The sequence below is a fragment of the Streptomyces sp. NBC_01016 genome (genome assembly GCF_026341035.1).
In the GTDB taxonomy this organism is placed as follows: Bacteria; Actinomycetota; Actinomycetes; order Streptomycetales; family Streptomycetaceae; genus Streptomyces.
In genome coordinates this window covers 187,009-213,407 of sequence record NZ_JAPEOQ010000001.1, presented here as the reverse complement: position 1 = coordinate 213,407, position 26,399 = coordinate 187,009, and the positions used below count along the sequence as shown (strand labels likewise).

The following is a 26,399-nucleotide window of genomic DNA, read 5'->3' as shown; positions in this document are numbered from 1 at the left end:
ACGCTCCTGTGTTGTTAATTTTCACGCGCCTGCGTTGTAAGTTCGCCCGATGCCTCCAGCGAACGTCGAACCCCGCCTGCTGCGCGCCTTCCTCGCCGTCGCCGACGAGCTGCACTTCACCCGCGCCGCCGCCCGGCTCTACGTCGCCCAGCAGGCGCTCAGCCGCGATATCCGGCGCCTGGAGCGGGAGTTGGGCGTCGACCTCTTCGGCCGCACCACCCGGCAGGTGACGCTCACCACGGACGGGGCCCGGCTGCTGCCGCACGCGCGGCGCGTGATCGCGGCGCAGGACGAGCTGCTCACGGCCTTCACCGGGCCCGCCGCCACCGACCGGCCGTTGCTCGTCGATATCAACAGCCCGGGTCTCGCGCACGAGCGGGTGCTCGCGCGCGCCCGTGAACTCGCCCCGGACCACGAGCTGATGGCCCGCTACGAGAGCGGCCTGACCGGCGCCGCCGCCGAACTCCTGGCCGGGCGGCTCGATGTGTCCTTCGGCCGGTTCGCCGGGCTCGACCCGGCAATGCGTGCGCGGCTCTCCCAACAGCCCGTGCGCTACGAGCCGATGGCGATCATGCTGCCCGACGACCATCCGCTGGCGGCGCTCGACGCCGTGCCCCTTGGCCTTCTGGCCGGTGAGTCGGTCTACGCGGGCGCCGGCAACCCCCGCACACCCGAATGGACTGATCTGGCCCGGCAGTTGTTCGAGGGCCGGGGCATCCGTGTCGCGCCGCCGGCGCCGCTCGCCATCGGCAAGAAGGAGTTTCGGCGGATCATGGACAAGTATCGAAATCCGGTCCTCACCGGAGTGGATTTTCCGGCCATGCCGGGTTCGGTGCTGCGACCGCTCGTCGACCCCGTGCCACTGTCACCCGTGTCACTCGTGTGGCGAAAGGGGCGTAAACACCCCGGAATCGCGGCACTTCGGGCCGCCGCGACCGCCGTCGCGGCGGAGAACGGATGGCTTGAACGCCCCGCGGAGGCGTGGATTCCAGCCACAGATGTGCAGGTTATGTTGAGTCGTGAATGAGGTGTGTGCGTGGGTGTCACTGGTGTGCGCTACATTCTGGGTTTGGGTGCGATGTGATAGTGGGGGCGCTCGGATCGGGTGGGGGCCCGGTTCGACCGGCGAAAGCCCCACCGTCGCCCGCGCACTCATGAACGTGTCCTTGGGGGGATGTGCGTACGGTGGAGAACTCGCGAGAAGACGGCCTGTCGGGGCCGACCCATGACCCGCACGAGGTGACGGTTCAACTCGACGTCTCAGGGCGTCAGTTGGGCGGTCCGGTCGGCGTGAGACCGGGCGAGGGCGGGAGCGGCGCAGGCGGCGGTGAGGGTCGGGCGGGCCGAGAAGGCGCCGACGACAAGGAACTCCCCGTCTTCGTCGACGACTCGGGGCGGCGCGGCCGCAATTTCCGCCGTTTCGGGGTGGCCGCGGGCCTGGCCATCGCGGTCTACGCGGTTGTCATCGTGGTCACCGTCTTCTCCGGCAACTCCGACGCGCCGTGGCTGCCGATGCCCGCCGAGGGCAAGGGCGCGGGCAAGGTCGGCACCAGGTCGTCCGAGCCCACTCCGTCGACGTCGACGGCGCAGTCTCCGGGTGCCACCCCGGAGTCGAGCGTCACCGGCAGCGCCGTGCCGGGCGCCTCCGCCGCGCCCGGCGCGAGTGCGTCGCCGTCGGCCGGGGACAGCGCCTCCGGGAAGCCGTCCACCGGGACCTCGCCGTCCGGCAGGCCGACGGGCGGCAAGACGACACCGCCCGTCGATCCGTCAGGCCCGGCCGACAGCGACGAGCCGTCGACGGACCCGTCCGAGCCGACCGACCCGACGACGCCGCCGGACGACACCGTGAGCGACCCCGCAGGGGGTCCCGGGACCGACGGCTCGGAAACCCTCGCCGAAGGCGGCCTCGTACAGCTGCTCGTGGCGCCCCTCGTCCAGCCCCTGGACAGCCTTGTCCAGCCTCTGGGCAGCCTTGTCCCGTCCCTGGAAAGCAGCGTCCTGTAGATGTCCGACCGCTCACGCCACGCACGGGTCGGTGCCCGCAGGCGCCGCCTTCCGCTGCGCTATCTGCTGCCCTCGCTCCTGCTCGTCGCGATGATCACGATGCTGATGCTGCGCGGCTACGTCCACAGCGAGATCCTCGCCGACCACCGCATCCGCCCCGAGGCGGCCACCGACAAGGTGCCGGAGAAGATCCTCGACGGCGGGCCCGTCATCGACACCAGGGGCGGCCAGGAGACCAGCCGTTCCATAGGCAAGCACCAACTGGTGCTCACCTTCGACGACGGCCCCGACCCGGAGTGGACCCCGAAGGTCCTCGACGTCCTCAAGAAGCACGACGCGCACGCCGTCTTCTTCGTCACCGGCACCATGGCCTCGCGCTATCCCGACCTGGTGCGCCGCATGGTGGACGAGGGGCACGAGGTCGGCCTGCACACCTTCAACCACCCCGATCTCTCCTACCAGTCGAAGAAGCGGATCGACTGGGAGCTGTCGCAGAACCAGCTGGCGCTCGAAGGCGCGGCAGGCGTGCGCACCTCCCTGTTCCGGCCGCCGTACTCCTCGTTCGCCGACGCGATGGACGACGCGTCGTGGCCGGTGACCAAGTACATCGGCTCGCGCGGCTACATCACGGTCGTCAACAACACGGACAGCGAGGACTGGAAGCGCCCCGGCGTCGACGAGATCATCCGCCGTGCCACGCCCAAGGACGGCAAGGGCGCGATCGTCCTGATGCACGACTCCGGCGGCAACCGCTCGCAGACCGTCGCTGCGCTCGACCGCTTCCTGCCCGGACTCCAGGGCGAGGGCTACAAGTTCGCCAGTCTCACCGAGGCCCTCGGCATGCCCGGCGCGCACACGCCCGTCAGCGGCGTCGAGCTGTGGAAGGGCAAGGCGTGGGTCTACGCGGTGGGGGCCTCGGACAACATCACGGGCGTCCTCGTCGTCGGCCTCGCCGTCATCGGCGTCCTCGTCATGTCCCGCTTCGGCCTGATGCTGATCCTGTCCGCGGTGCACGCGCGCCGGGTGCGCCGCAAGGGCTTCGCATGGGGCCCCCAGGTCACCGAGCCGGTCTCCGTCCTCGTACCGGCCTTCAACGAGGCCAAGTGCATTGAGAACACGGTCCGTTCGCTGACCCTGAGCGAGCACCCCATCGAGGTCGTCGTGATCGACGACGGGTCGACGGACGGCACCGCGCGCATCGTGGAGAACATGCGGCTGCCCGGCGTCCGCGTCGTCCGCCAGCACAACGCGGGCAAGCCCGCGGCCCTCAACAGAGGCCTGGCCAACGCCCGGTTCGACCTCGTCGTGATGATGGACGGCGACACCGTCTTCGAACCGGCCACCGTGCGCGAGCTGGTCCAGCCGTTCGGCGACCCGGGCGTCGGCGCCGTCGCGGGCAACGCGAAGGTGGGCAACCGGGACTCGCTGATCGGCGCGTGGCAGCACATCGAGTACGTGATGGGCTTCAACCTCGACCGCCGCATGTACGACATCCTGCGCTGCATGCCGACGATCCCCGGCGCGGTCGGCGCCTTCCGCCGCAGCGCCCTGGAGCGCGTCGGCGGGATGAGCGACGACACGCTCGCCGAGGACACCGACGTCACGATGGCGCTGCACCGCGACGGCTGGCGCGTCGTCTACGCCGAGAAGGCGCGGGCCTGGACCGAGGCCCCGGAGACCGTCCAGCAGCTGTGGTCGCAGCGCTACCGCTGGTCGTACGGGACGATGCAGGCCATCTGGAAGCACCGCAGGGCCCTGGTCGACCGCGGCCCCTCGGGACGCTTCGGCCGCGTCGGCCTCCCGCTGGTCTCGCTCTTCATGGTGCTGGCCCCGCTGCTCGCGCCGCTGATCGACATCTTCCTCCTCTACGGGCTCGTGTTCGGCCCCACGGAGAAGACCGTCGGCGCCTGGTTCGGCGTGCTCGCGATCCAGGCGATCTGCGCCGCGTACGCCTTCCGGCTCGACAAGGAACGCATGACGCACCTGATATCCCTCCCGCTCCAGCAACTCCTGTACCGGCAGCTGATGTACGTCGTGCTGCTCCAGTCCTGGATCACCGCGCTCACCGGCGGCCGGCTGCGCTGGCAGAAGCTGCGCCGCACCGGCGTGGTGGGCGCAGGGCCCGGCGGCCGGGTGCCGCACCAGCGGACGAGCTCCGTCTCCGGTGACGAGCGGAGGCCGGTGGCATGACGCATCCGACGAACGGCGGGAACGGCGAGGGCGTGGACGAGCCCTCGGCGCAGGGAAGTTGGTTCGCCAAGCCGGAGCACGGCCGAACCCTGGGCGTCTCCGAGGCCGGATGGCCGGCCGTGCCGCCCGCCAGGACCGGCGCGACGCCGCCCCGCGGACCCGGCGGCGGCCCGGTGCTCACCGACGCGGTGGCCACCGGGGGAGTGGCGGCCGAGGCGACCGCCCGGTTCCCCGAAGTACTCCAGCGGGCCGAAGCCACCAGCCCGCTGCCGGAGGCGGAGGGCCCGCCGCCGGAGGCGGCCCCAGCGCCCAAGAAGCCCGGCCGGGACCGCTACCTCGACCTGCTGCGGTCCGTCGCGCTCGTCCGGGTCATCGCCTACCACCTGTTCGGCTGGGTCTGGCTCTCGGTCGTCTTCCCGTCCATGGGCGTGATGTTCGCGCTCGCCGGATCGCTGATGGCGCGCTCCCTGAGCAGGCCCGCGCTGAGCGTCGTACGAGGGCGGCTGCGGCGCCTCCTCCCGCCGATGTGGCTGTTCAGCGCGCTGGTGCTGCCACTCCTTTTCATCGGCGGCTGGAACCCGGGCAAGGACCCCGACACCGGCGGCGGCGCCTGGGGCTGGCTCGGCATCGTCAACTACGTGATCCCGATCGGCGCCCCCGCCTACCCGTGGGAGATCGCCAACCCGCCCGGCTTCCTGGAGACCACGTGGGCCGAGCAGGGCATCGGCCCGCTCTGGTACCTGCGCGCCTACATGTGGTTCGTGCTCGCGTCCCCGCTGCTGCTCAAGGCGTTCCGCAAGCTGCCGTGGGCGACGCTGTGCGCGCCGCTCGCCCTCACGGCCGTGATCGGCACGGGCCTGGTGGAGATCCCCGGCCGTACAGGGGAGGCCGTCACCGACTTCGCCGTGTACGGCAGCTGCTGGGTCCTCGGCTTCGCGCACCAGGAGGGCGTGCTGCAGAAGGTGCCGCGCTACGCCGCGGTGTCCGGCGCCGCGCTGCTCATGGGCTTCGGCCTGTGGTGGGCCTCGGGCCACCTGTCCGAAGAGGGCTGGGATCTGAACGAGATCCCGCTGGCCCAGGCGACCTGGTCCCTCGGATTCGTCGTCATCCTGCTCCAGTACGCGCCGTCCTGGCAGCAGCTGCCGGGCCGGCTCGCCCGCTGGGACCGCCTGGTGACGTTGGCCAACAACAGGGCCGTCACGATCTATCTGTGGCACAACCTGCTCATCATGGCGACGTTCCCGCTGATCGACCTGCTCTACGAACTGCCGTTCATGGACGACAAGTTGAGCTCGGCGCTGGACTCGACGTACATGCTCTGGTCGTTCGTCCTCATCTGGCCGCTCATCGGCCTCGCGATCGTCGCCACCGGCTGGGTCGAGGACCTGGCCGCGAAGCGCAAACCTCGCCTGTGGCCGGACGGCCGCCGGAGCGGCGGCTCGGGGAGCCGGCGCAAGTAAGGGTCGGCGCGCGGAGGGTGAGGCGCAGGGTGGAGCCTCACCCCCGCCCCGCCCTCCAGGTGAGCGCAAAGTTCCCCCGTGGTCACTTCGCGCCACGAAGCGGAAATCCCGCCTCCCTACCTTCGGTCACACAGACGCGAACCGTGACCTGGAGGCGTGAGATGCCTGGCCCCAAGGAACAGACCCGGAGCCGGAACTGGATCGAGCGATGGGATCCCGAGGACGAAGTGTTCTGGGAGGAGACGGGGGCGAAGGTGGCCCGGCGCAACCTCGCCTTCTCCGTCCTCTCCGAACACATCGGATTCTCCATCTGGACCCTGTGGTCGGTGATGGTCCTGTTCATGGGGCCCGAGTACGGGATCGACCCGGCGGGGAAGTTCTTCCTCGTGTCGATGGCGACGCTGGTGGGGGCCTTCGCGCGCGTGCCCTACACGTTCGCCGTCGCGGTCTTCGGCGGCCGCAACTGGACGATCGTCTCGGCGAGCATGCTGCTGGTGCCGTCGATCGCCGCGTTCGCGGTGATGGAGCCGGGCACCTCGTACACCACCTTCATGTGGTGCGCGGCGCTCACCGGCGTCGGCGGCGGCAACTTCGCCTCCTCCATGACCAACATCAACTCCTTCTTCCCGCTGCGGAAGAAGGGCTGGGCGCTCGGCCTGAACGCGGGCGGCGGCAACATCGGCGTCCCCGTCATCCAGCTCGTCGCGCTCGCCGTGATCGGAGCGAGCGGCGGGCCGCGCGTGCTGCTCGGCATCTACATCCCGCTGATCGTCGTCGCGACGGTCTGCTCCGCGCTGTTCATGGACAACCTGGCGACCGTGAGGAACGACACCGGCGCCGCGAAGGAGGCCGTGCGCGACGGCCACACCTGGATCATGTCGTTCCTCTACGTAGGGACGTTCGGCTCCTTCATCGGCTACTCCTTCGCCTTCGGCCTCGTCCTGCAGACCCAGTTCGGCCGTACGCCGCTCCAGGCGGCCGGCGTCACTTTCATCGGCCCGCTGCTCGGCTCGCTCATCCGGCCCGTCGGCGGCAAGCTCGCCGACAAGTACGGCGGCGCGCGCATCACGCTGTGGAACTTCGTCGGTATGGCCCTCGCCACGGCCGTCGTGATCCTGGCCTCGGTCGAGAAGTCGCTCACCCTGTTCACCGTCGCGTTCATCGCCCTGTTCGTACTGAGCGGGCTCGGCAACGGGTCGACGTACAAGATGATCCCCGGCATCTTCCAGGCGAAGGCGCTGGCCAAGGGGCTCACCGGCGAGGAAGCGGCCGCGTACGGGCGGCGGCTCTCCGGCGCCTCCATGGGGCTGATCGGCGCGGTCGGCGCGCTCGGCGGGCTCGGCATCAACCTGGCGTTCCGGCAGTCCTTCCAGACGGCCGGCACCGGCACCGGGGCGTTCGTCGCCTTCCTCGTCTTCTACGCCGTGTGCTTCGCCGTGACCTGGGCCGTATACCTTCGCCGCTCGGCGTCGCGCACCGTCGCGAGCTCCACGGCGGAGACGAAGCCGCAGCTCAGCTACGCGGAGGTGTGACATTGGCTCCCGTAACACGTACGCAATAACGTTGATCCGGGGCCGACACGGAGCGTTGACAAGCTCGGACCACGCGCCGGTGGGCCCGGTACACGGAAAAACGTCGAGCGGGGCGAGAACCAGCATGGACGAGGAACAGCAGGCCACGAGGCCGGAGCAGGCCCACGGGCCGCTCGCGGGCTTCACCGTGGGCGTCACCGCGGCGCGCCGCGCCGACGAACTGGGCGCGCTGCTCCAGCGGCGCGGGGCCTCGGTGCAGCACGCGCCCGCCCTGCGGATCGTGCCGCTCGCGGACGACAGCGAACTCCTCGTCGCCACCAAGGAGCTGATCGACCACGCGCCGGACGTGGTGGTGGCCACCACCGCCATCGGCTTCCGCGGCTGGGTCGAGGCCGCCGACGGCTGGGGCCTGGGCGAGGATCTGCTCGCGCGCCTTCGTGGCGTCGAGCTCCTCGCGCGCGGCCCGAAGGTGAAGGGAGCGGTGCGGGCGGCCGGCCTCACCGAGGAGTGGTCGCCCTCGTCCGAGTCGATGGCCGAGGTCCTGGAGCGGTTGCTCGACGAGGGCGTCCAGGGGCGGCGCATCGCGGTGCAGCTGCACGGCGAGCCGCTCCCCGGGTTCGTCGAGGCGCTGCGCGAGGCGGGCGGCGAAGTGGTCGGCGTCCCCGTCTACCGCTGGCTCCCGCCGCAGGACATAGGGCCGGTCGACCGCCTCCTCGACGCCACGGTGTCGCGCGGCGTGGACGCGCTGACGTTCACCTCGGCCCCCGCCGCGCAGGCGCTGCTGCGTCGCGCGGAGGAGCGGGGCCTTGAGGCGGAGCTGCTCGCAGCCCTGCACCACGACGTGCTCGCGGTCTGCGTCGGCCCGGTGACGGCCGTGCCGTTGCAGGCGCGGGGCGTGGACACGGTGCAGCCGGAGCGCTTCCGGCTCGGTCCGCTGGTGCAGCTGCTGTGCAAGGAACTGCCCGCGCGCGCGCGTACGTTGCCGATCGCGGGCCACCAGATGCAGATCCGCGGGCAGGCCGTGGTGGTGGACGACGAGCTGCGCCCGGTGCCGCCCGCGGGCATGTCACTGCTGCGGACGCTGGCGCGGCGCCCCGGTTGGGTGGTGTCCCGCGCGGAGCTGCTCCGCGCGCTGCCGGGCGCCGGCCGCGACGAGCATGCGGTGGAGACGGCGATGGCCCGGCTCAGGTCGTCCCTGGGGACACCGAAACTGATTCAGACGGTGGTCAAGCGGGGGTACCGGTTGGCGCTGGACCCGGCGGCGGACGCGAAGTACGCGGACATTTAAAGCCCCTGCGGCGATTGAGCAGCGGGGTCCGGGGCGGAGCCCCGAGAGCGTGCGCCGGACGGGCCGAAGGATTGGGGCTCTGCCCCATACCCCGCTGCTCAATCGCCGCAGGGGCTTGATCGGAGCCCCCGCACCAAGCACCCGAGTGCCCCCGTGCACAGCACGGCCCGCACCACGTTCCACGCCACCCACGGCCCCTCGAACTCCTCCCTCACCCGCGCCGGATCGGAGATCCTCGCGGGGGAGCCGGCCGCGGCCAGCGCGTCGTTCAGCGGCACGTTCACCGTCATCGTCAGCAGGAACGCCACCGCGTAGCAGGCCAGCGCCGCGAACACCCAGCCGCGCGGCCCCTGTTGACCTCGCACCCGCCAGGCCGCGTATCCGGTGAACACCAGCGCCCCGATGAAGCTCAGGAAGAACACCGGGTTCTGGATGACGTCGTTGATGTGCTGCGTCACCTCGATGTACGTACGGTCGCCGCTGCGCGCCAGGCCGGGCATCACGGCGCACGCGAACACGTAGAACGACCCTGCCGCCAGTCCCATGGCGACCGTGGCCGCCCCCAGTACCCATCCCGTGAAACGCGTCGATGTCGTCATGGCCCCAGTCAAGCCGCGGACCGTGCCGCCCCGACATCGTCGATCCGCGCAACCCCATGCGCGAGCGTCCAGGGGCCCGCGTACCGTACCGGCATGCTGATCACCCCCGACATAGAGCTCCGCCGCGCCGTCCCCGAGGACGCCCAGGCGTTGGCCGACGCCGTGGTCCGGAACCGGGAGTTCATGAAGACCTGGGAGCCGTACCGCTCCGAGGAGTACTACACGGCGCGGGAGCAGGCCGAGCGGATCGCCGAGCCCGGTGGGGCGTTGTGGCTGTTGTTCGACCGGTCCGCCGACGGGCGTGTGGTCGGCCGCGCCGCGCTCAACGGCATCCACCTCGGCCCCCTGTGCAGCGCCAGCCTCGGCTACTGGGTCGATTCCGACTACCGGGGCCGGGGCCTGATCCCCGCCGCCGTGGAGGAGGTCTGCCGCGCCGCCCGCGACGAAATGGGCCTGCATCGCGTGGAGGCGGGCACGCTCACGGACAACGAGGCGTCCCAGCGCGTGCTCGCCAAGTGCGGCTTCGTCCGGTACGGGCTCGCGCCCAAGTTCCTCCACATCAACGGAGGTTGGCGCGACCACGTCCTGTTCCAGCGGATCCTCCACGACGATCCTCCGGCGTACGGCCGCGGCTAGGCCGTCAACTCCGGTTCCGGCAGCGGGGGTTCCGGCCACGCCCGCGGGCGGGCACTGTAGAGGGCATGGCAGCAGTACCCACAGGGCCCCACCCGCCTGCCCCTGCCCCCTACGAGTTGCGCTTCGACTCCGGGCGTCTCTGCCTGGACCTCGTCGCGACCGCGCACCCCGACGAACGCCTCACGAGCCCCGACCTGCTGCGCGCCTGGCTGGTCGGTGCGGGGCTCGTCCCGGACGCCGCCGCGCTGGCGGACCGCTCGCCCGCCTGGCTCGCGGCCTTCCGCGAACTGCGCGCGCACATAGCCCATTTGGTCCGCGGCGAACTCTCCGGCCGCCCGGTCCCCGGCGCCCTGGAACGGGTCAACCTGCTCGCCCGCGCGGCCCCGCCCGCACCCCGCGCCGTACGCGCGGCCGACGGCACCCTCGTCCGCTCCCTGCACATCGAACCCGGCTGCCCGGCCCTGCTCGCGGCCGTCGCGCGGGACGCCATCGACCTCCTCACCGACCCCACCGTCCGCGGCTCCCTGCGCCAGTGCGAGGGCGACAACTGCCCCATCATCTACCTCGACATGTCCCGTGGCCGCAGGCGCCGTTGGTGCTCCAGCGAGGTGTGCGGCAACCGTGAGCGGGTGGCCAGACATCGACGTAGGGCGGCGGCGTTGGCCAGGGCCTGAGTCGACTTCCGTAACTCCCTTTGAACATCCGCGAGTTCGTCTGCGTATCCCTCCCGTGAGCCCAGCCGAGAGACATGGCCGAACAGGGGACACCGGAGGTAGGCGTGCGCAAGGATTCCGCCGTGGCCGATGAACGCCCGCCCCGGGCCCGACATCGTGCGCCCCGGCCGCCCGAGCCGGACGAGGAGCTGATGCGCGCGCTCTACGCCGAGCACGCACGGCCGCTTCTGGCCTATGTGCTCCGCTTGGTGGCGGGGGACCGGCAGCGCGCGGAGGATGTCGTACAGGAGACGCTCATCCGTGCCTGGAAGAACGCCGGACAGCTCAACCGAGCGACCGGTTCGGTACGCCCCTGGCTGGTGACGGTCGCCCGGCGCATCGTCATCGACGGCCACCGCAGTCGGCAGGCCCGGCCGCAGGAGGTCGATCCGTCGCCGCTGGAGGTCATCCCCGCGGAGGACGAGATCGACAAGGCGTTGTGGCTGATGACCCTTTCCGACGCGCTGGAGGACTTGACCCCGGCCCACCGGGAAGTACTCGTGGAGACGTACTTCAAAGGACGTACGGTCAACGAGGCGGCCGAGACGCTCGGCATCCCCAGCGGCACGGTGCGCTCGCGGGTCTTCTACGCGCTGCGCTCGATGAAGCTGGCGCTGGAGGAGCGGGGGGTGACGGCATGACGACGGGCCACGGATCGTACGGTCCCTTCGGCCATGAGCAGGCGGGCGACGTGCACGAGACCGTCGGCGCCTACGCGCTCGGCATCCTCGACGACATCGAGGCGAGCGCCTTCGAGGCACACCTGGCGACGTGCGAGCGGTGCGCGCGGAACCTGGAGGAGTTCGCGGGCATGGAGCCGATGCTCGCCGCCCTCGCCGACCTGCCGGCCGAGCGCGGCGCACCCCGGGAGCCGACCCCGCAGATCGGCGACTCCCTCGCGGCCCGCCCGAGCCCCCGCCTCGCGGAGTCCCTCGCCGACGAACTGGGGCGCCGCCGCGCGAAGAAGCGCAGGCGCGGCCTCTACCTGGTCGCGGCCGCCGCGGCCCTGATCATCGGCGGCCCGCTGACGGTGATGGCGGTGACGGACGACGGCGGCAACAACACCGTCGCGGAACCGCACTCCACCAGCCCCGCCAAGGACGCCTTCTTCAACCACATGACCGACAAGGTGAAGGCCACCGACGCCACCACGAACGTCACGGCGACGATCGGCATGGAGAAGAAGGCCTGGGGCACCCACACCGTCCTGGAACTGAAGAACGTCAAGGGCCCGCTGAAGTGCTCCCTCGTCGCGGTCGGCAAGAACGGCGAGCGCGAGACGGTCACCACCTGGGCCGTCCCGAAGTGGGGCTACGGCATCGACGACAGTGCGAACGCGAACGCGAAGCATCCCCTGTACGTGCACGGGGGCGCGGCCTTCGACCGGGGCCAGATCGACCACTTCGAGGTCGAGACGCTCGACGGAAAGCGGCTCGTGGAGGTGAACGCCTGACCGTACGGCGCCGCACGTAGCCCTACGGGGCCCCTTTCGCGTACCTTTGACGGCTGCCCAGCACGTCAGAAGGGGGCCCGGTGGCCGCTCAGGCTCCGCACGATTCAGCGGTGAAATCGGATACGAGTTCAGGTGGGGTCGAGTCCGCGGATTCGGTCCGCGACCGCGAGCTCGGCGTCGAACAGAACCATCTCGACGCCGTCTACCGACGCCTCGAAGAGAAGATCCACGAGGCCGAGTTCCTGATGGAGGACGCCACCAAGCGCGGCCAGGTCGGCACGCCCGGCGCGCTCGCCGAGCGCGACGCGCAGGTCTTCCGCGCGGGCATCCACCTCAACCGCCTCAACAACGAGTTCGAGGACTTCCTCTTCGGCCGCATCGACCTGCTCCAGGGCAAGGACGGCAAGAAGGGCCCGGACGGCGCGTACACGGCGATCGAGCCGGCCGACGGCGCCGTCCGCGAGGACAACACGGCCGACATCGCCGAGACGCTGCACATCGGCCGTATCGGCGTGCTCGACGCGGACTACTCGCCGCTCGTCATCGACTGGCGCGCCCCGGCCGCCGCCCCCTTCTACCGCTCCACACCGGTCGATCCGGGCCGCGTGGTGCGCCGCCGCGTCATCCGCTCCAAGGGCCGCAAGGTGCTCGGCGTGGAGGACGACCTGATGCGCCCGGAGCTGACGGCGTACCTGGACGGCGAACACCTGCCCGCCATCGGCGACGGCGCGCTGATGGCCGCCCTCGGCCAGGCCCGCAGCCACTCGATGCGCGACATCGTCGCCTCCATCCAGGCCGAGCAGGACCAGGTCATCCGGGCCCCCGCCGCGTCCGTGACGTACGTAGAGGGCGGCCCCGGCACCGGCAAGACGGCGGTGGCGCTGCACCGCGCCGCGTACCTCCTGTACCAGGACAGGCGCCGCTACTCGGGCGGCATCCTGATCGTCTCGCCGACCCCGCTCCTGGTCGCCTACACCGAGGGCGTGCTGCCCTCGCTCGGCGAGGAGGGCCAGGTCGCGATCCGCGCGGTCGGCTCGCTGGTCGACGGCGCGGAGGCCACGGTCTACGACTCCCCGGCGGTGGCCCGCGTCAAGGGCTCGTCGCGGATGCTGAGTGTGCTCAGGAAGGCCGCACGGGGAGCCCTGGAGAGCGGGCGCCCGAAGCAGCCCGCCCAGGAGCAGCTGGCGTTCGGGGACTTCGGCGACGAGGAGCCGGAGGCCGCCACGGGGGAGACCCCCACCCGGCTCCGCGTCGTCGCCTTCGGCCGCCGCCTGGAGCTGGACGCGGACCGGCTGAACCGGATCCGGCAGGCCACCCTCGGCGGCACCGCCCCCGTCAACCACCTGCGCCCGCGCGCCCGCAAGCTCCTCCTCGACGCCCTGTGGGACCAGTCGGGCGCCGGGAGCCGGCACTCCGACCCCGAGCTCGCGGCCGAACTGCGCTCCTCCTTCGACGAGGACGTCACGAGCGAGGACGAGTTCCTCCGCTTCCTCGACGCGTGGTGGCCCGAGCTGACGCCCCGCGCGGTCCTGTCCGCCATGTCCGACGAGCGGCGCCTGGGCCGCTGGGCCCGCCGCATCCTCAACCCCGGCGAGGTCCGCAAGCTCGCCAGATCGTTGCGCCGCGACGCCCTCTCGGTCCACGACGTCGCCCTGCTCGACGAGCTGACCGCCGTACTCGGCGCCCCGGCCCGCAAGAAGAAGAAGAAGCGCGAGTACGACCCGCTCGACCAGCTCACCGGCCTGGAAGAGCTGATGCCGCAGCGCGAGGAGTCCCAGCGCGAGCGCGCCGAGCGCCTCGCCCAGGAGCGCACCGAGTACGCGCACGTCATCGTCGACGAGGCGCAGGACCTCACGCCGATGCAGTGGCGGATGGTCGGCCGCCGCGGTCGGCACGCGACGTGGACGATCGTCGGCGACCCCGCCCAGTCCTCCTGGTCCGACCCGGACGAGGCGGGCGCCGCCCGCGACGAGGCCCTCGGCTCCCGGCCCCGCCGCCGCTTCACCCTGACCGTGAACTATCGCAACCCGTCCGAGATCGCCGAGCTGGCCGCGAAGGTCCTGGCACTCGCGATGCCCGGCTCCGAGTCCCCTTCGGCGGTCCGCTCGACGGGCGTCCAGCCGCGCTTCGAGGCCGTACGGGACAGGACCGGGGACACCGTCAGGGCGGAGGCCGCCCGGCTCCTGGAGCAGGTCGACGGCACGGTCGGCGTCGTCGTGGCGATGAACCGCCGGGACGAGGCGGCCCGTTGGCTCTCCGGGCTCGGCGAGCGCGTCGTGGCGCTCGGCTCCCTGGAGGCCAAGGGGCTGGAGTACGACGCCACGATCGTGGTCTCCCCGGCCGAGATCGCCGACGAGTCCCCGGCGGGTCTGCGCGTCCTGTACGTGGCCCTGACCCGGGCGACGCAGCAGCTCACGGTGGTCTCCGGAGAGCGGGACGAACCGGACGCGAACGGGGTGCCGGATCTGCTCCGCGACTGACTCTTGCCCCCACTGTCTCCGGTGTTACCGTTGATGACGGCACCGGCTCGATCCAAGCCCCCGGGCCCAACCATCGTCCCTTAGAGGGACCACTTGCCGCGAGGCGAGCATGGCGGGTCGGTGTCATGAATGTGAGGCGAGGCCCACGTCACTTCCGTGACGTGGGCCTCGTTCTGTTTCCTCTTCCCGTTTCCCCCGACTTCTCGTATGGTGGAAACTACTTTCCAAAAGATGAATGAACGTTAGCTTCAAAACCCGATGCGACTACCACGTACTCACCGGTAGGTGGGACCATCGGACGGCAACAGCTACACGGTGAAAGCAGAGGAAGTCGGCCATGGCAACGGCGCCCAGCGTCTCCTACTCGATGACGGTCCGGTTGGAGGTCCCCGCGGGCGGTAACGCCGTCTCGCAGCTGACCACCGCCGTGGAGTCCTCCGGCGGCTCGGTGACCGGCCTCGACGTCACCGCTTCCGGTCACGAGAAGCTCCAGATCGACGTCACGATCGCGGCTTCGTCGACGTCCCACGCGGACGAGATCGTCGACAAGCTCCGGGGCATCGAGGGCGTCACGCTCGGAAAGGTCTCCGACCGTACGTTCCTGATGCACCTCGGCGGCAAGATCGAGATGCAGTCCAAGCACCCCATCCGCAACCGTGACGACCTCTCCATGGTCTACACGCCGGGTGTGGCCCGCGTCTGCATGGCGATCGCGGAGAACCCCGAGGACGCCCGGCGTCTGACCATCAAGCGCAACTCCGTCGCGGTCGTCACGGACGGCTCCGCGGTGCTCGGCCTCGGCAACATCGGCCCGAAGGCCGCGCTGCCGGTCATGGAGGGCAAGGCGGCCCTCTTCAAGCGCTTCGCGGGCATCGACGCCTGGCCGATCTGCCTGGACACCCAGGACAGCGACGCCATCGTCGAGATCGTCAAGGCCATCGCCCCCGGCTTCGCGGGCATCAACCTCGAGGACATCTCGGCGCCCCGCTGCTTCGAGATCGAGGCCCGCCTGCGCGAGGCCCTCGACATCCCCGTCTTCCACGACGACCAGCACGGCACCGCCATCGTGGTGCTCGCCGCGCTGACCAACGCGCTGCGGGTGGCGGGCAAGGACATGAACGACATCCGCGTCGTCATGTCGGGCGCCGGCGCCGCCGGTACGGCCATCCTCAAGCTGCTGCTCGCGGCGGGCGTCAAGAACGCCGTCGTGGCCGACATCCACGGTGTCGTGCACGCGGGCCGCGAGGACCTCAAGGACGCCGACAGCGACTCGCCGCTGCGCTGGATCGCCGACAACACCAACCCCGAGGGCCTGACCGGCACGCTGAAGGAAGCGGTCGTCGGCGCGGACGTGTTCATCGGCGTCTCGGCCCCGAACGTGCTGAACGGCGACGACGTGGCCGCGATGGCCGAGGGTGCCATCGTGTTCGCGCTCGCGAACCCGGACCCGGAGGTCGACCCGGCGATCGCCCGCCAGACGGCCGCCGTGGTGGCCACGGGCCGCTCCGACTTCCCGAACCAGATCAACAACGTCCTCGTCTTCCCCGGCGTCTTCCGCGGCCTGCTCGACGCCCAGTCGCGCACGGTGAACACGGAGATGATGCTGGCGGCCGCGACGGCCCTGGCCGACGTGGTCACCGAGGACGAACTCAACCCGAACTACATCATTCCGAGCGTCTTCAACGACAAGGTCGCGGGAGCCGTCGCCGGCGCCGTCCGCGACGCGGCGAAGGCGGCCGGAGTGGCTGTGACGGGGGCCACGACCGCCTGATTACCGGCGCGTCGCGGTTTACGGGGCCTCCGAGCCCCATAGGCTGGCCGGGAAACAGGCCCCCGGGCCCGCCCCTGCAACCGGCACGGTGGCGCTTTCCGTGTGACCCCAAGGGGTGCCGGATTGGCTTTACCGCCGTGGGTAGGGGCAGGATGCCTCTTCAGGCGCAAGGGTCTGGAAGACGGACCCGGGTCCTGGGCCTGACCGAGACCCTGGCAGCATCAACTTTGCTGTTGCCCAACACGCGGCCTGGCCGCGTGGCACGCCTCAACGGCAAGAAGAACACGGGAGTACAAACATGAACCGCAGTGAGCTGGTGGCCGCGCTGGCCGACCGCGCCGAGGTGACCCGCAAGGACGCCGACGCCGTGCTGGCCGCGTTCGCCGAGACCGTCGGCGAGATCGTTGCCAAGGGCGACGAGAAGGTCACCATCCCCGGCTTCCTGACCTTCGAGCGCACCCACCGTGCCGCTCGTACCGCCCGGAACCCGCAGACCGGCGAGCCGATCAACATCCCGGCCGGTTACAGCGTGAAGGTCTCCGCGGGCTCGAAGCTCAAGGAAGCCGCCAAGGGTAAGTAAGTCCTAGGCGCAACGCCTTGGGGCGGTCACCCGGATTCCTTCCGGGTGGCCGCCCCTTTGCGTTGCCGCCCAGGGGCGCGGGGAACTGCGCGCCCAGCCACGGTCGGGCGCGTCTGCGGACAAGGTCCAGCTCTGTGGCCACACGTGAATGGGGGCCACCCGGAACTTCCGGGTGGCCCCCATTCACGTACGGGTCGAGCGGCGGCTAGCCGAGGGCCTTGCCCGGGAGCTCGACCTTCGCGCCGAGTTCGACGAGCTTCTCCATGAAGTTCTCGTAGCCGCGGTTGATCAGGTCGATCCCGTGGACACGGCTCGTGCCCTGGGCCGCCAGCGCCGCGATCAGGTACGAGAAGCCGCCACGGAGGTCGGGGATGACCAGGTCGGCGCCCTCCAGCTTCGTGGGCCCGGAGACGACCGCCGAGTGCAGGAAGTTGCGCTGGCCGAAGCGGCAGTCGGAGCCACCGAGGCACTCGCGGTAGAGCTGGATGTGCGCGCCCATCTGGTTCAGCGCGGACGTGAAGCCGAGGCGCGACTCGTAGACCGTCTCGTGGACGATCGAGAGGCCCGTGGCCTGCGTGAGCGCCACGACGAGCGGCTGCTGCCAGTCCGTCTGGAAGCCGGGGTGGACGTCCGTCTCCAGCGCGATCGACTTCAGCTGGCCGCCGGGGTGCCAGAAGCGGATGCCGTCGTCGTCGATCTCGAAGGCGCCGCCGACCTTCCGGTACGTGTTCAGGAACGTCATCATCGAGCGCTGCTGCGCGCCGCGGACGTAGATGTCGCCGTGCGTGGCGAGCGCCGCCGACGCCCAGGAGGCCGCCTCGAGGCGGTCCGAGAGGGCGCGGTGCGTGTAGCCGCCGAGCTTGTCGACGCCGGTGACGCGGATGGTGCGGTCCGTGTCCATCGCGATGATCGCGCCCATTTTCTGCAGGACGCAGATCAGGTCCTCGATCTCAGGCTCCACGGCCGCGTTCGAGAGCTCCGTGACGCCCTCGGCGAGGACGGCCGTGAGCAGGACCTGCTCGGTGGCGCCCACGGAGGGGTAGGGGAGGCGGATCTTCGTGCCGCGCAGGCGCTGCGGGGCCTCCAGGTACTGGCCGTCCGCGCGCTTCTCGATCGTCGCGCCGAACTGGCGGAGCACCTCGAAGTGGAAGTCGACGGGCCGGCCGCCGATGTCGCAGCCGCCGAGACCCGGGATGAAGGCGTGGCCGATACGGTGCAGCAGCGGGCCGCACAGCAGGATCGGGATGCGGGAGGAGCCCGCGTGCGCGTCGATGTCGGCCACGTTCGCCGACTCCACGTGCGAGGGGTCCATCACCAGCTCACCCGGTTCCTCACCGGGGCCGACCGTCACGCCGTGCAGCTGCAGCAGGCCGCGTACGACGCGCACGTCGCGGATGTCCGGGACATTGCGCAGCCGACTCGGCGCACTGCCGAGGATCGCGGCGACCATGGCCTTGGGCACGAGGTTCTTCGCGCCGCGGACACGGATCTCGCCCTCCAGCGGGGTTCCGCCGTGGACAAGGAGGACATCGTCGGTGACGGTCATGAATCTCGCGTTCCGAAGAGAAGGGCAGGGCCAGGCTCAAGGGTAAGGGCGGTGCACCCCTTATTCGTATGCCTGAGGGCGCCAGGGAGCGTCATGAGTTCGCTACAACACGAAGCGCGCCGGAGAAGGCACAAAGCGTGACGGTTTTGTGAAGTGCGGGTCTTCCACTTCCCTGCGCGCTGAGCTGCGTTCACGCGGTTGTTGCGCTTGGCTCCCCCTACGGCGGGCAGATGCGGGATCATGTCACGCATGACCGAGGTGTCCTCGCTCACAGGGCGGCTGCTCGTGGCCACACCCGCCCTCGCGGACCCGAATTTCGACCGGGCGGTCGTGCTGCTCCTCGACCACGACGAGGAGGGCTCACTCGGCGTCGTGCTGAACCGGCCGACACCGGTGGACGTCGGAGACATCCTGGAGGGCTGGGGCGATCTGGCCGGCGAGCCGGGGGTCGTGTTCCAGGGCGGCCCGGTCTCCCTCGACTCGGCGCTCGGCGTCGCGGTGATCCCCGGGGACGACGAGCGGGAGGCCCCGCTCGGCTGGCGCCGGGTGCACGGGGCGATCGGTCTCGTCGACCTGGAGGCCCCGCCGGAGCTGCTCGCGGCGGCGCTCGGCTCCCTGCGGATCTTCGCCGGCTACTCGGGCTGGGGCCCGGGACAGCTGGAGAACGAACTGACGGAGGGCGCCTGGTACGTCGTCGAGTCGGAGCCGGGTGATGTCTCGGCCACCCGCCCCGAGGGCCTGTGGCGCGCGGTGCTGCGGCGCCAGCGGGGTGAACTGGCGATGGTGGCCACGTATCCGGACGACCCCTCGCTCAACTGACCTCGTTCCGGGACCGGGCGGGCTTAAGTACCCTTGGCGGTTATGAGCACTCTTGAGCCCGAGCGCGGGACAGGTACGGGGACCCTCGTAGAGCCGACGCCACAGACGTCGAACGGCGACGGCGATCACGAGCGCTACGCCCACTATGTCCAGAAGGACAAGATCATGGCGAGCGCGCTGGACGGCACGCCCGTCGTCGCGCTCTGCGGCAAGGTGTGGGTGCCGGGCCGTGACCCGAAGAAGTACCCCGTGTGTCCCATGTGCAAGGAGATCTACGAGTCCATGGGCGCCGGCGGCGACAAGGACAAGGGCGGCAAGGACGGCGGCGGCAAGGACAAGTAGGCGGCGCCTGCTCTCCTTTCCCGGTGAACCTTCCCGGCGACCCCGGTCTTCCGGTGAACCCCGGTCTGTCCAGTGAACCCCGGGCGTGCGGTGACGCATGCCCGGGGTTTCGCGCGTCCGCCCCACCATTGCGCGAATTGGTCCAGTCCTCTTAGCCTCCCGCCATGGAACTCATCCCCGCACCCCGTCGGCTGACGCGCTCGGGCGAAGGGCGCCACGCGCTCGGCGAGCGCACCGGCATCGCCGCGGGGGAGGGGACCGAGGACACCGCGCGCTGGCTGCGCGCGGCACTCGGCGCGGCGACCGGTCTCGCCCTGCCGCCCAAGGGCGCGTACGAGGACGACGTCGTCGCCCTGCGCATCGACCCGTCCCTCGAACCGGAGGGCTACCGGCTGCGCGCGACGGATGCGGGCGTCACGATCGAGGGCGGATCCGCGGCAGGCGTCTTCTGGGGCGCCCAGACGCTGCGTCAACTCCTGGGCCCCGACGCGTACCGCCGGGCCCCGCTTCCCGGGCGCACCTGGACCGTCCCGCACCTCACCGTCGACGACGCGCCCCGCTTCCGCTGGCGCGGCATGATGCTCGACGTCGCCCGCCACTTCACGCCGAAGGTCGGAGTGCTGCGCCAACTCGACCTGATGGCCGCCCACAAGCTCAACGTCCTGCACTTCCACCTCACCGACGACCAGGGCTGGCGCGTCGAGATCAAGCGCCATCCGAAGCTGACGGAGTCCGGCTCCTGGCGGTCACGGACGAAATTCGGCCACCGCGCCTCGGAGTTGTGGGAGGACAAGCCGCACGGCGGCTTCTACACCCAGGACGACATCCGCGAAATCGTCGCGTACGCCGACGCGCTGCATATCGCGGTCGTCCCCGAGATCGACCTGCCGGGCCACTCGCAGGCCGCCATCCACGCGTATCCGGAACTCGGCAACAGTGATGTCGTCGACACGGCTTCCCTCCCCGTCTGGGACACCTGGGGCGTCAATCCGAACGTACTCGCCCCCACTGACAACACCCTCCGCTTCTACGAGGGCGTCTTCGAGGAACTCCTCGACCTGTTCCCGTCGACCTTCATCCACATAGGGGGCGACGAGTGCCCCAAGGACCAGTGGAGGCAGTCGCCCACCGCCCAGGAGCGCATCAAGGAACTGGGGTTGGCCGACGAGGACGAGCTCCAGTCCTGGTTCATCCGGCACTTCGACACCTGGCTCGGCGCGCGCGGCCGGCGCCTCATCGGCTGGGACGAGATCCTCGAAGGCGGCCTCGCGCCCGGCGCCACGGTCTCCTCCTGGCGCGGCTACGAGGGTGGCATCACCGCGGCGAGGGCGGGTCACGACGTCGTCATGTGCCCCGAGCAGCAGGTCTACTTGAACTATCGGCAGGCCCCCGGCGACGAGGAGCCGGTCCCCATCGGCTACGTACGCACGCTGGAGGACGTCTACCGCTTCGAGCCGGTTCCTCCGCAGCTGAGCGAGGAGGAGGCGCGGCACGTCCTCGGCGCGCAGGCCAACGTGTGGACCGAGGTGACGGAGAACGAACAGCGCCTCGACTACCAGGTGTATCCGCGACTTTCCGCCTTCAGCGAGGTCGCGTGGAGCGAGCTGCCCGCACCCGGCGCGCGCGACTTCGCGGACTTCGAGCGCCGAATGACCGCGCACTACCGGCGACTTGACGCCCTCGGCGTCGCCTACCGGCCCCCAGGTGGCCCGTTGCCCTGGCAGCGGCGCCCGGGGGTGCTCGGACGTCCCTTCGAAGGGGAACCCCCGAACGTGTGAGCTTGTGCGGCGGCGGTCGCCGCGCGGCACCGCGCACCTCACCTCATACGTAGGCACAGAACGGCAATTCGCCCCCTCAGGTGATCTGGTGCGATATCGGTCATCTGCGAGGTGGAAGGGGCGAATGCCTCCTACCGGACCCCCTCTCCGGGCCGGAAGGAAGATGTGCCAGAGTTGCCACGTCCGGCCTGTCAGCACGTACCGTACGGCGGAACAGGCGTAACGGCGGGAACGGCGGTCACGCGCGGACCACGCGGGGACCGGCGCCGTTGCCAGGCACGCGGCCGGACATCGGGAAGGGGCAGCCGGTTTGACCACGCACGCACCGCAGGCGACGACACAAGCCGCGGTACTTCCGGGTTCGCTGGACGAGGCCGTCGCGGCGCTCGCCGCCATGCCCGCCGCCGTACCGGTGGCCGGGGGCACGGACCTCATGGCCCAGGTCAACGCGGGGGGACTGCGCCCCGCCGCCCTCGTCGGGCTCGGCCGGATCAGCGAGATCCGCGGCTGGCAGTACCAGGACGGCAACGCGCTGCTCGGCGCGGGCCTCACCCACGCGCGCATCGGCCGCCCCGACTTCGCCGCGCTCATCCCCGGTCTCGCCGCCGCCGCGCGCGCCGCGGGCCCGCCCCAGATCCGCAACGCTGCCACGCTCGGCGGCAACATCGCCTCCGGCGCCCCCGCGGGCGACACGCTGCCCGTACTGGCCGCGCTGGAAGCCACGTTGATCATCGCGGGGCCGGGCGGCGCGAGACGCGAAGTGCCGGTCTCGCACCTGCTGGCCGGCATGGAGATGCTCGCTCCGGGCGAGTTGATCGGTTTTGTACGGGTCCCGTTGCTGCACGCGCCGCAGGTCTTCCTGAAGGCGACCGGGCGCACAGGCCCCGGCCGCGCCATGGCCTCCGTCGCGCTCGTCCTCGACCCGGCGCGGCGCGGGGTGCGCTGCGCCGTCGGGGCCATCGCGCCGATGCCGCTGCGGCCCCTCGAGGCCGAGCAGTGGGTGGCCTCGCTCATCGACTGGGACGGCAATCGCGGCGCCCTCGTGCCGGAGGCCGTGCACGCCTTCGGCGAATACGTCGCCGCGGCCTGCGTCCCCGACCCGGATCCCGCGCCGGACGGCACGCAGCAGCAGTTGCCGCCCGCCGTACTGCATCTGCGGCGCACCGTCGCCGTGCTGGCCCGACGTGCACTTGGGAGGGCGCTGTCGTGACGAACGAGTACCCCGGACCCGACGGCTGGGAGCCGGTACCCCAGGGTGAGTACGACTCCGACGCCACGGCCTTTGTGCAGCTGCCCCCCGAGGGCTTCCCGGACGCGGCGCCGCTGGAGGCGCCGGGTCACGGCTATGTGCCGCCGCCGATAACGGTGAGCCCGGCCACGGGTGCGGCCGCGACCGATCCCGCGGCGACCGGTGTGTGGGTGCTGCCGCAGGACCTGGTCGGGCCGGCGGCCTCTGGCGGTGGGGTGGAGTCCGTAGCGGCCGAGCCCGTGGAGCAGGCGCCTCATCACGGGCAGACCGGGCAGTGGTCGATTCCGTTGGCCGGGGGGGAACTCCCGGACGAATCGGGTGAGTTCACCGCCTCCACGATGGCTCAGCAATGGGGTGGGCACATGCCGCCCGCGACGTTGCCGGGTGGTGCGTCTGCGCCGTGGGCAGCGCAGCCGGAGGCCCCGGCGGGACCGGGTGTGGCCCCGGCGGTACCGGGTGTTGAGGCGGGGCCTTCGCTTGTCTCCCCGGAGCGGCCGTCCGAGCCTGCGTCGCGGGGCTCTGCCCCGGACCCCGCGCCTCAATCGCCGGCGGGGCTTGAATTGCCGGACTCTGCGTCTCAGGCGTCGGCAGGGCTTGATGTGCCGAGCGCTGATGCGCCGGACCCTGCGGCTCAATCGCCGGTAGAGCTGGATGTGCCGGCGGCCCCTGATGGCCACGAGGCCGTCGCCCCGGAGGTTCCCGAGGTCGAGGTCGACGCCGTCCCGGAGGCTCCCGAGGTCGAGGCTGAGGTCGACGGTGCCCCGGAGGCTCCCGAGGTCGGCGTCGACCCGGAGGTGCCGGACGACGAGGCTTCCGGTCGGCCCATGCTTCACGACGACCACCCCCTCGCCAGCTACGTCCTGCGGGTCAACGGTGCGGACCGGCCCGTCACGGACGCCTGGATCGGGGAGTCGCTGCTGTACGTGCTGCGGGAGCGGCTCGGGCTCGCGGGGGCCAAGGACGGCTGCTCGCAGGGCGAGTGCGGCGCGTGCAACGTGCAGGTGGACGGCCGCCTCGTGGCCTCCTGCCTGGTGCCCGCGGCGACCACCGCGGGCAGTGAGGTCCGTACGGTCGAGGGCCTCGCCACCGACGGTCGGCCCTCGGACGTGCAGCGGGCGCTGGCCGCGTGCGGTTCGGTGCAGTGCGGCTTCTGTGTCCCCGGCATGGCGATGACGGCGCACGACCTCCTGGAGGGCAACCCGAACCCGACCGCCCTGGAGACCCGCCAGGCGCTGTGCGGCAACCTGTGCCGCTGCTCCGGCTACCGAGGCGTCGTGGACGCGGTGCGCCAAGTGGCCGATGAGCGCCGGGCGGCGGCCAACGCCGCGAGCGAGGCCCCGTCGGCCGAGGGCGGCGCGCAAGAGCCGCTGATCCCGCGCCAGGCGGGCCCGTTGGCGGCCGAGGACATCCAGGTCGACGCGAAGCCGCAGAGCGGCCAGGCCAGGCAGGGCTTCCAAAGCCCTCAGGGTTTCCAGAACCCGGTGGACCTCCCGCGTCCCCAGGGCTTTCAGCACCCGGCGGACGTCCCGCGTCCCCAGGACTTCCAGAACCCCCAGAACCCGCAGGACTTCCCGGACGGAGGCCAGGCATGACGAACGAGACGGCCACGACCTCCACGGCCCCCGCCGCTCCGGAAGCGGAGAGCTTCCCGCACGGCCTCGGCATGTCGCTCCCCTCGGCGGAGGCGCACGCCAAGGCGGAGGGCACGTTCCCGTACGCCGCCGACCTGTGGGCCGAGGGCCTGCTCTGGGCGTCGATCCTGCGCTCCCCGCACGCGCACGCGCGCGTGGTGAGCATCGACACCAGCCACGCGCGCGAGATGCCCGGCGTCCTCGCGGTCGTCACGCACGAGGACGTCCCCGGCGGCCCGTTGGCGGGACACCGCGCGTCGGACCGCCCGATGTTCGCCTCCGAAGTGGTGCGTCACCACGGAGAGGCCCTCGCGGCCGTGGCGGCCGACCACCCGGACACGGCGCGCATGGCGGCGGCCGCGATCATCGTCGAGTACGAGGTCCTCGACCCGGTCACGGACCCCGAGCAGTCCTTCGGCGCTGAGCCCCTGCACCCCGACGGCAACCTGATCCGCCACATCCCGCTCCAGCACGGCGACCCCGAGGCGGCGGGCGAGGTCATCGTCGAGGGCCTCTACCGCATCGGCCGCCAGGACCCGGCGCCGATCGGCGCCGAGGCGGGCCTCGCGGTGCCCCGCCCCGACGGCGGCGTCGAGCTCTACATCGCCTCCACCGACCCGCACGGCGACCGTGATCTGGCCGCCGCCCGCTACGGCCTGGAGCGCGAGCGCGTGAAGGTCGTCGTCACCGGCGTGCCCGGCGCGACGGCCGACCGGGAGGACCCGAGCTTCCACCTCCCGCTGGGCCTGCTCGCCCTGCACACCGGCTGCCCGGTCAAGCTGGCGGCGTCCCGCGAGGAGTCCTTCCTCGGCCACCCGCACCGGCACCCCACCCTCCTGCGCTACCGCCACCACGCGGACGCGGACGGCCGGTTGGTCAAGGTGGAGGCCCAGATCCTGCTGGACGCGGGCGCGTACGCGGACACGTCGTCCGACGCCCTCGCCGCGGCGGTCTCCTTCGCCTGCGGCCCCTATGTAGTGCCGCACGCCTCCATCGAGGGTTGGGCGGTACGGACGAACAACCCGCCCTCGGGACACGTACGGGGAGAGGGCGCGCTGCAGGTCTGCGCCGCGTACGAGGCGCAGATGGACAAGCTCGCGAAGAAGCTGGGCGTCGACCCGGCCGAACTGCGCCTGCGCAATGTCCTGGCGACCGGCGACATCCTGCCGACGGGGCAGACGGTGACGTGCCCGGCGCCCGTGGCCGAACTGCTGTCCTCCGTAAGGGACTTCCCGCTGCCGCCGCTTCCCAAGGACTCGCCGGAGGAGGACTGGCTCCTTCCCGGCGGGCCCGAGGGCGTCGGTGAACCGGCCGCGATCCGCCGCGGCGTCGGCTACGGCATCGGCATGGTGCACATGCTCGGCGCGGAGGGCACGGACGAGGTCTCCACGGCCACGGTGAAGGTCCAGGGCGGCGTCGCGACGGTCATCTGCGCCGCCGTGGAGACGGGCCAGGGCTTCGCCACGCTCGCCCGCCAGATCGTCCAGGAGACGCTCGGCGTCGAGGAAGTCCACGTGGCGCCGGTCGACACGGACCAGCCGCCCGCGGGCCCCGGCTGCCGGGGCCGGCACACATGGGTGTCGGGCGGAGCGGTCGAGCGGGCGGCCAAGATGGTCCGCACCCAGCTTCTCCAGCCCCTGGCGCACAAGTTCGGCATGTCCACGGAGCTGCTGCAGATCGCGGACGGCAAGATCACGTCCTACGACGGCGTGCTCTCGACGACCGTCGAAGAGGCCATGGACGGCAAGGAGTTGTGGGCCACGGCGCAGTGCCGCCCGCACCCCACGGAGCCGCTCGACGCCTCGGGCCAGGGCGATGCCTTCGTCGGCATGGCCTTCTGCGCGATCCGCGCGGTGGTGGACGTGGACGTGGAGCTCGGCTCGGTGCGCGTGGTCGAACTCGCGGTCGCCCAGGACGTCGGCCGCATCCTCAACCCCGCCCAACTCGCGGCCCGTATCGAGGCGGGTGTCACCCAGGGCGTGGGCGCGGCCCTCACGGAGAACCTCCGCACCCCGAAGGGCATCGTCCGCCGCCCCGACCTGACCGGCTACGCGCTGCCCACCTCGCTCGACGCCCCCGAGATCCACATCGTCAACCTGGTCGAGGAGCGCGACGTGATCGCCCCCTTCGGCGCGAAGTCCGCGAGCGCGGCCCCCGTGGTCGCGTCCCCGGCGGCGATCGCCTCGGCGGTCCGTGCGGCGACCGGCCGCCCGGTCAACCGGCTGCCGATCAGGCCGCAGGCGGCGGTGGTCACGGACGCGCCGGCTCCGGGAACGGTCGTGGCGGACGCGACCGGCTGAGGCCGTACCCCGTGCACGACGAAGGGGC

General features: G+C 71.4%; 21 protein-coding genes. 19 read left to right on the top strand and 2 right to left on the bottom strand.

What is annotated here, in order from left to right; all coding sequences use genetic code 11:
* Positions 1–49: 49 nt before the first annotated feature.
* The 6 genes from OG746_RS01170 (at position 50) to OG746_RS01145 (ending at position 8,474) form a co-directional block, all read left to right on the top strand.
* On the top strand, positions 50–1,027 hold the full coding sequence (locus tag OG746_RS01170; RefSeq protein ID WP_266710878.1) for a LysR family transcriptional regulator: 978 nt from the start codon (positions 50–52) through the stop codon (positions 1,025–1,027).
* A gap of 158 nt (positions 1,028–1,185) precedes the next feature.
* A complete protein-coding gene (locus OG746_RS01165) occupies positions 1,186–2,004 on the top strand; it encodes a hypothetical protein (protein ID WP_266710876.1) in 819 nt (272 codons plus the stop codon).
* Entirely contained in the window at positions 2,005–4,194 is a 2,190-nt protein-coding gene (locus tag OG746_RS01160) for a bifunctional polysaccharide deacetylase/glycosyltransferase family 2 protein (RefSeq protein WP_266710874.1), read from the top strand.
* Positions 4,191–5,654 (top strand): acyltransferase family protein, encoded by a 1,464-nt coding sequence (locus OG746_RS01155; RefSeq protein WP_266710872.1) that lies wholly within the window; start codon positions 4,191–4,193, stop codon positions 5,652–5,654. The genes OG746_RS01160 and OG746_RS01155 overlap by 4 nt, the downstream gene beginning before the upstream one ends.
* A 161-nt stretch (positions 5,655–5,815) precedes the next feature.
* Positions 5,816–7,186, top strand: a complete 1,371-nt coding sequence (locus OG746_RS01150) for a nitrate/nitrite transporter (protein ID WP_266710870.1) — start codon at positions 5,816–5,818, stop codon at positions 7,184–7,186.
* A gap of 124 nt (positions 7,187–7,310) precedes the next feature.
* Complete coding sequence (locus OG746_RS01145) at positions 7,311–8,474, top strand: uroporphyrinogen-III synthase (protein WP_266710868.1); 1,164 nt, start codon at positions 7,311–7,313, stop codon at positions 8,472–8,474.
* Between the two features lie 98 nt (positions 8,475–8,572).
* Here the strand turns inward: OG746_RS01145 and OG746_RS01140 are convergent, their stop codons facing one another.
* Positions 8,573–9,073, bottom strand: coding sequence for an anthrone oxygenase family protein (locus OG746_RS01140; protein ID WP_266710866.1), 501 nt, complete (start codon positions 9,071–9,073; stop codon positions 8,573–8,575).
* 93 nt (positions 9,074–9,166) lie between these two features.
* Here OG746_RS01140 and OG746_RS01135 point away from each other — a divergent pair, with 93 nt between their 5' ends.
* The 7 genes from OG746_RS01135 to OG746_RS01105 all read left to right on the top strand — a co-directional run bounded on the left by OG746_RS01135 (position 9,167) and on the right by OG746_RS01105 (position 16,706).
* Entirely contained in the window at positions 9,167–9,709 is a 543-nt protein-coding gene (locus OG746_RS01135) for a GNAT family N-acetyltransferase (RefSeq protein WP_266710864.1), read from the top strand.
* A gap of 65 nt (positions 9,710–9,774) precedes the next feature.
* On the top strand, positions 9,775–10,383 hold the full coding sequence (locus OG746_RS01130) for a CGNR zinc finger domain-containing protein (RefSeq protein ID WP_266710862.1): 609 nt from the start codon (positions 9,775–9,777) through the stop codon (positions 10,381–10,383).
* A gap of 74 nt (positions 10,384–10,457) precedes the next feature.
* On the top strand, positions 10,458–11,063 hold the full coding sequence (locus OG746_RS01125; RefSeq protein ID WP_266710860.1) for a sigma-70 family RNA polymerase sigma factor: 606 nt from the start codon (positions 10,458–10,460) through the stop codon (positions 11,061–11,063).
* The gene (locus OG746_RS01120; RefSeq protein ID WP_266710858.1) at positions 11,060–11,875 is read left to right on the top strand and encodes an anti-sigma factor family protein; all 816 of its coding nucleotides are present in this window, start codon (positions 11,060–11,062) and stop codon (positions 11,873–11,875) included. Before OG746_RS01125 ends, OG746_RS01120 begins: the two co-directional genes overlap by 4 nt.
* A gap of 110 nt (positions 11,876–11,985) precedes the next feature.
* Entirely contained in the window at positions 11,986–14,355 is a 2,370-nt protein-coding gene (locus OG746_RS01115; protein ID WP_266710856.1) for a HelD family protein, read from the top strand.
* A 337-nt stretch (positions 14,356–14,692) separates the two neighbouring features.
* Positions 14,693–16,126: an NAD-dependent malic enzyme gene (locus OG746_RS01110; RefSeq protein ID WP_266710854.1), complete on the top strand. Its 1,434-nt coding sequence runs from the start codon at positions 14,693–14,695 to the stop codon at positions 16,124–16,126.
* Between the two features lie 298 nt (positions 16,127–16,424).
* A complete protein-coding gene (locus tag OG746_RS01105; RefSeq protein ID WP_016645140.1) occupies positions 16,425–16,706 on the top strand; it encodes an HU family DNA-binding protein in 282 nt (93 codons plus the stop codon).
* A 205-nt stretch (positions 16,707–16,911) separates the two neighbouring features.
* On the opposite strand, the gene murA is transcribed toward OG746_RS01105, so the two are convergent.
* Positions 16,912–18,252 (bottom strand): UDP-N-acetylglucosamine 1-carboxyvinyltransferase, encoded by a 1,341-nt coding sequence (gene murA, locus OG746_RS01100; RefSeq protein ID WP_266710853.1) that lies wholly within the window; start codon positions 18,250–18,252, stop codon positions 16,912–16,914.
* A gap of 249 nt (positions 18,253–18,501) precedes the next feature.
* Between murA and OG746_RS01095 the strand changes: the two genes are divergently transcribed.
* From OG746_RS01095 to OG746_RS01070, 6 genes are all read left to right on the top strand, one after another.
* On the top strand, positions 18,502–19,071 hold the full coding sequence (locus tag OG746_RS01095; RefSeq protein WP_266710851.1) for a YqgE/AlgH family protein: 570 nt from the start codon (positions 18,502–18,504) through the stop codon (positions 19,069–19,071).
* 42 nt (positions 19,072–19,113) lie between these two features.
* On the top strand, positions 19,114–19,413 hold the full coding sequence (locus OG746_RS01090) for a DUF3039 domain-containing protein (protein ID WP_266710849.1): 300 nt from the start codon (positions 19,114–19,116) through the stop codon (positions 19,411–19,413).
* A gap of 164 nt (positions 19,414–19,577) precedes the next feature.
* On the top strand, positions 19,578–21,191 hold the full coding sequence (locus OG746_RS01085; RefSeq protein ID WP_266710847.1) for a beta-N-acetylhexosaminidase: 1,614 nt from the start codon (positions 19,578–19,580) through the stop codon (positions 21,189–21,191).
* A 310-nt stretch (positions 21,192–21,501) separates the two neighbouring features.
* Entirely contained in the window at positions 21,502–22,401 is a 900-nt protein-coding gene (locus tag OG746_RS01080) for an FAD binding domain-containing protein (RefSeq protein ID WP_266710845.1), read from the top strand.
* Complete coding sequence (locus tag OG746_RS01075; RefSeq protein ID WP_266710843.1) at positions 22,398–24,032, top strand: 2Fe-2S iron-sulfur cluster-binding protein; 1,635 nt, start codon at positions 22,398–22,400, stop codon at positions 24,030–24,032. The genes OG746_RS01080 and OG746_RS01075 overlap by 4 nt, the downstream gene beginning before the upstream one ends.
* Entirely contained in the window at positions 24,029–26,371 is a 2,343-nt protein-coding gene (locus tag OG746_RS01070) for a xanthine dehydrogenase family protein molybdopterin-binding subunit (protein ID WP_266710841.1), read from the top strand. The genes OG746_RS01075 and OG746_RS01070 overlap by 4 nt, the downstream gene beginning before the upstream one ends.
* The last annotated feature ends 28 nt before the right edge of the window (positions 26,372–26,399 follow it).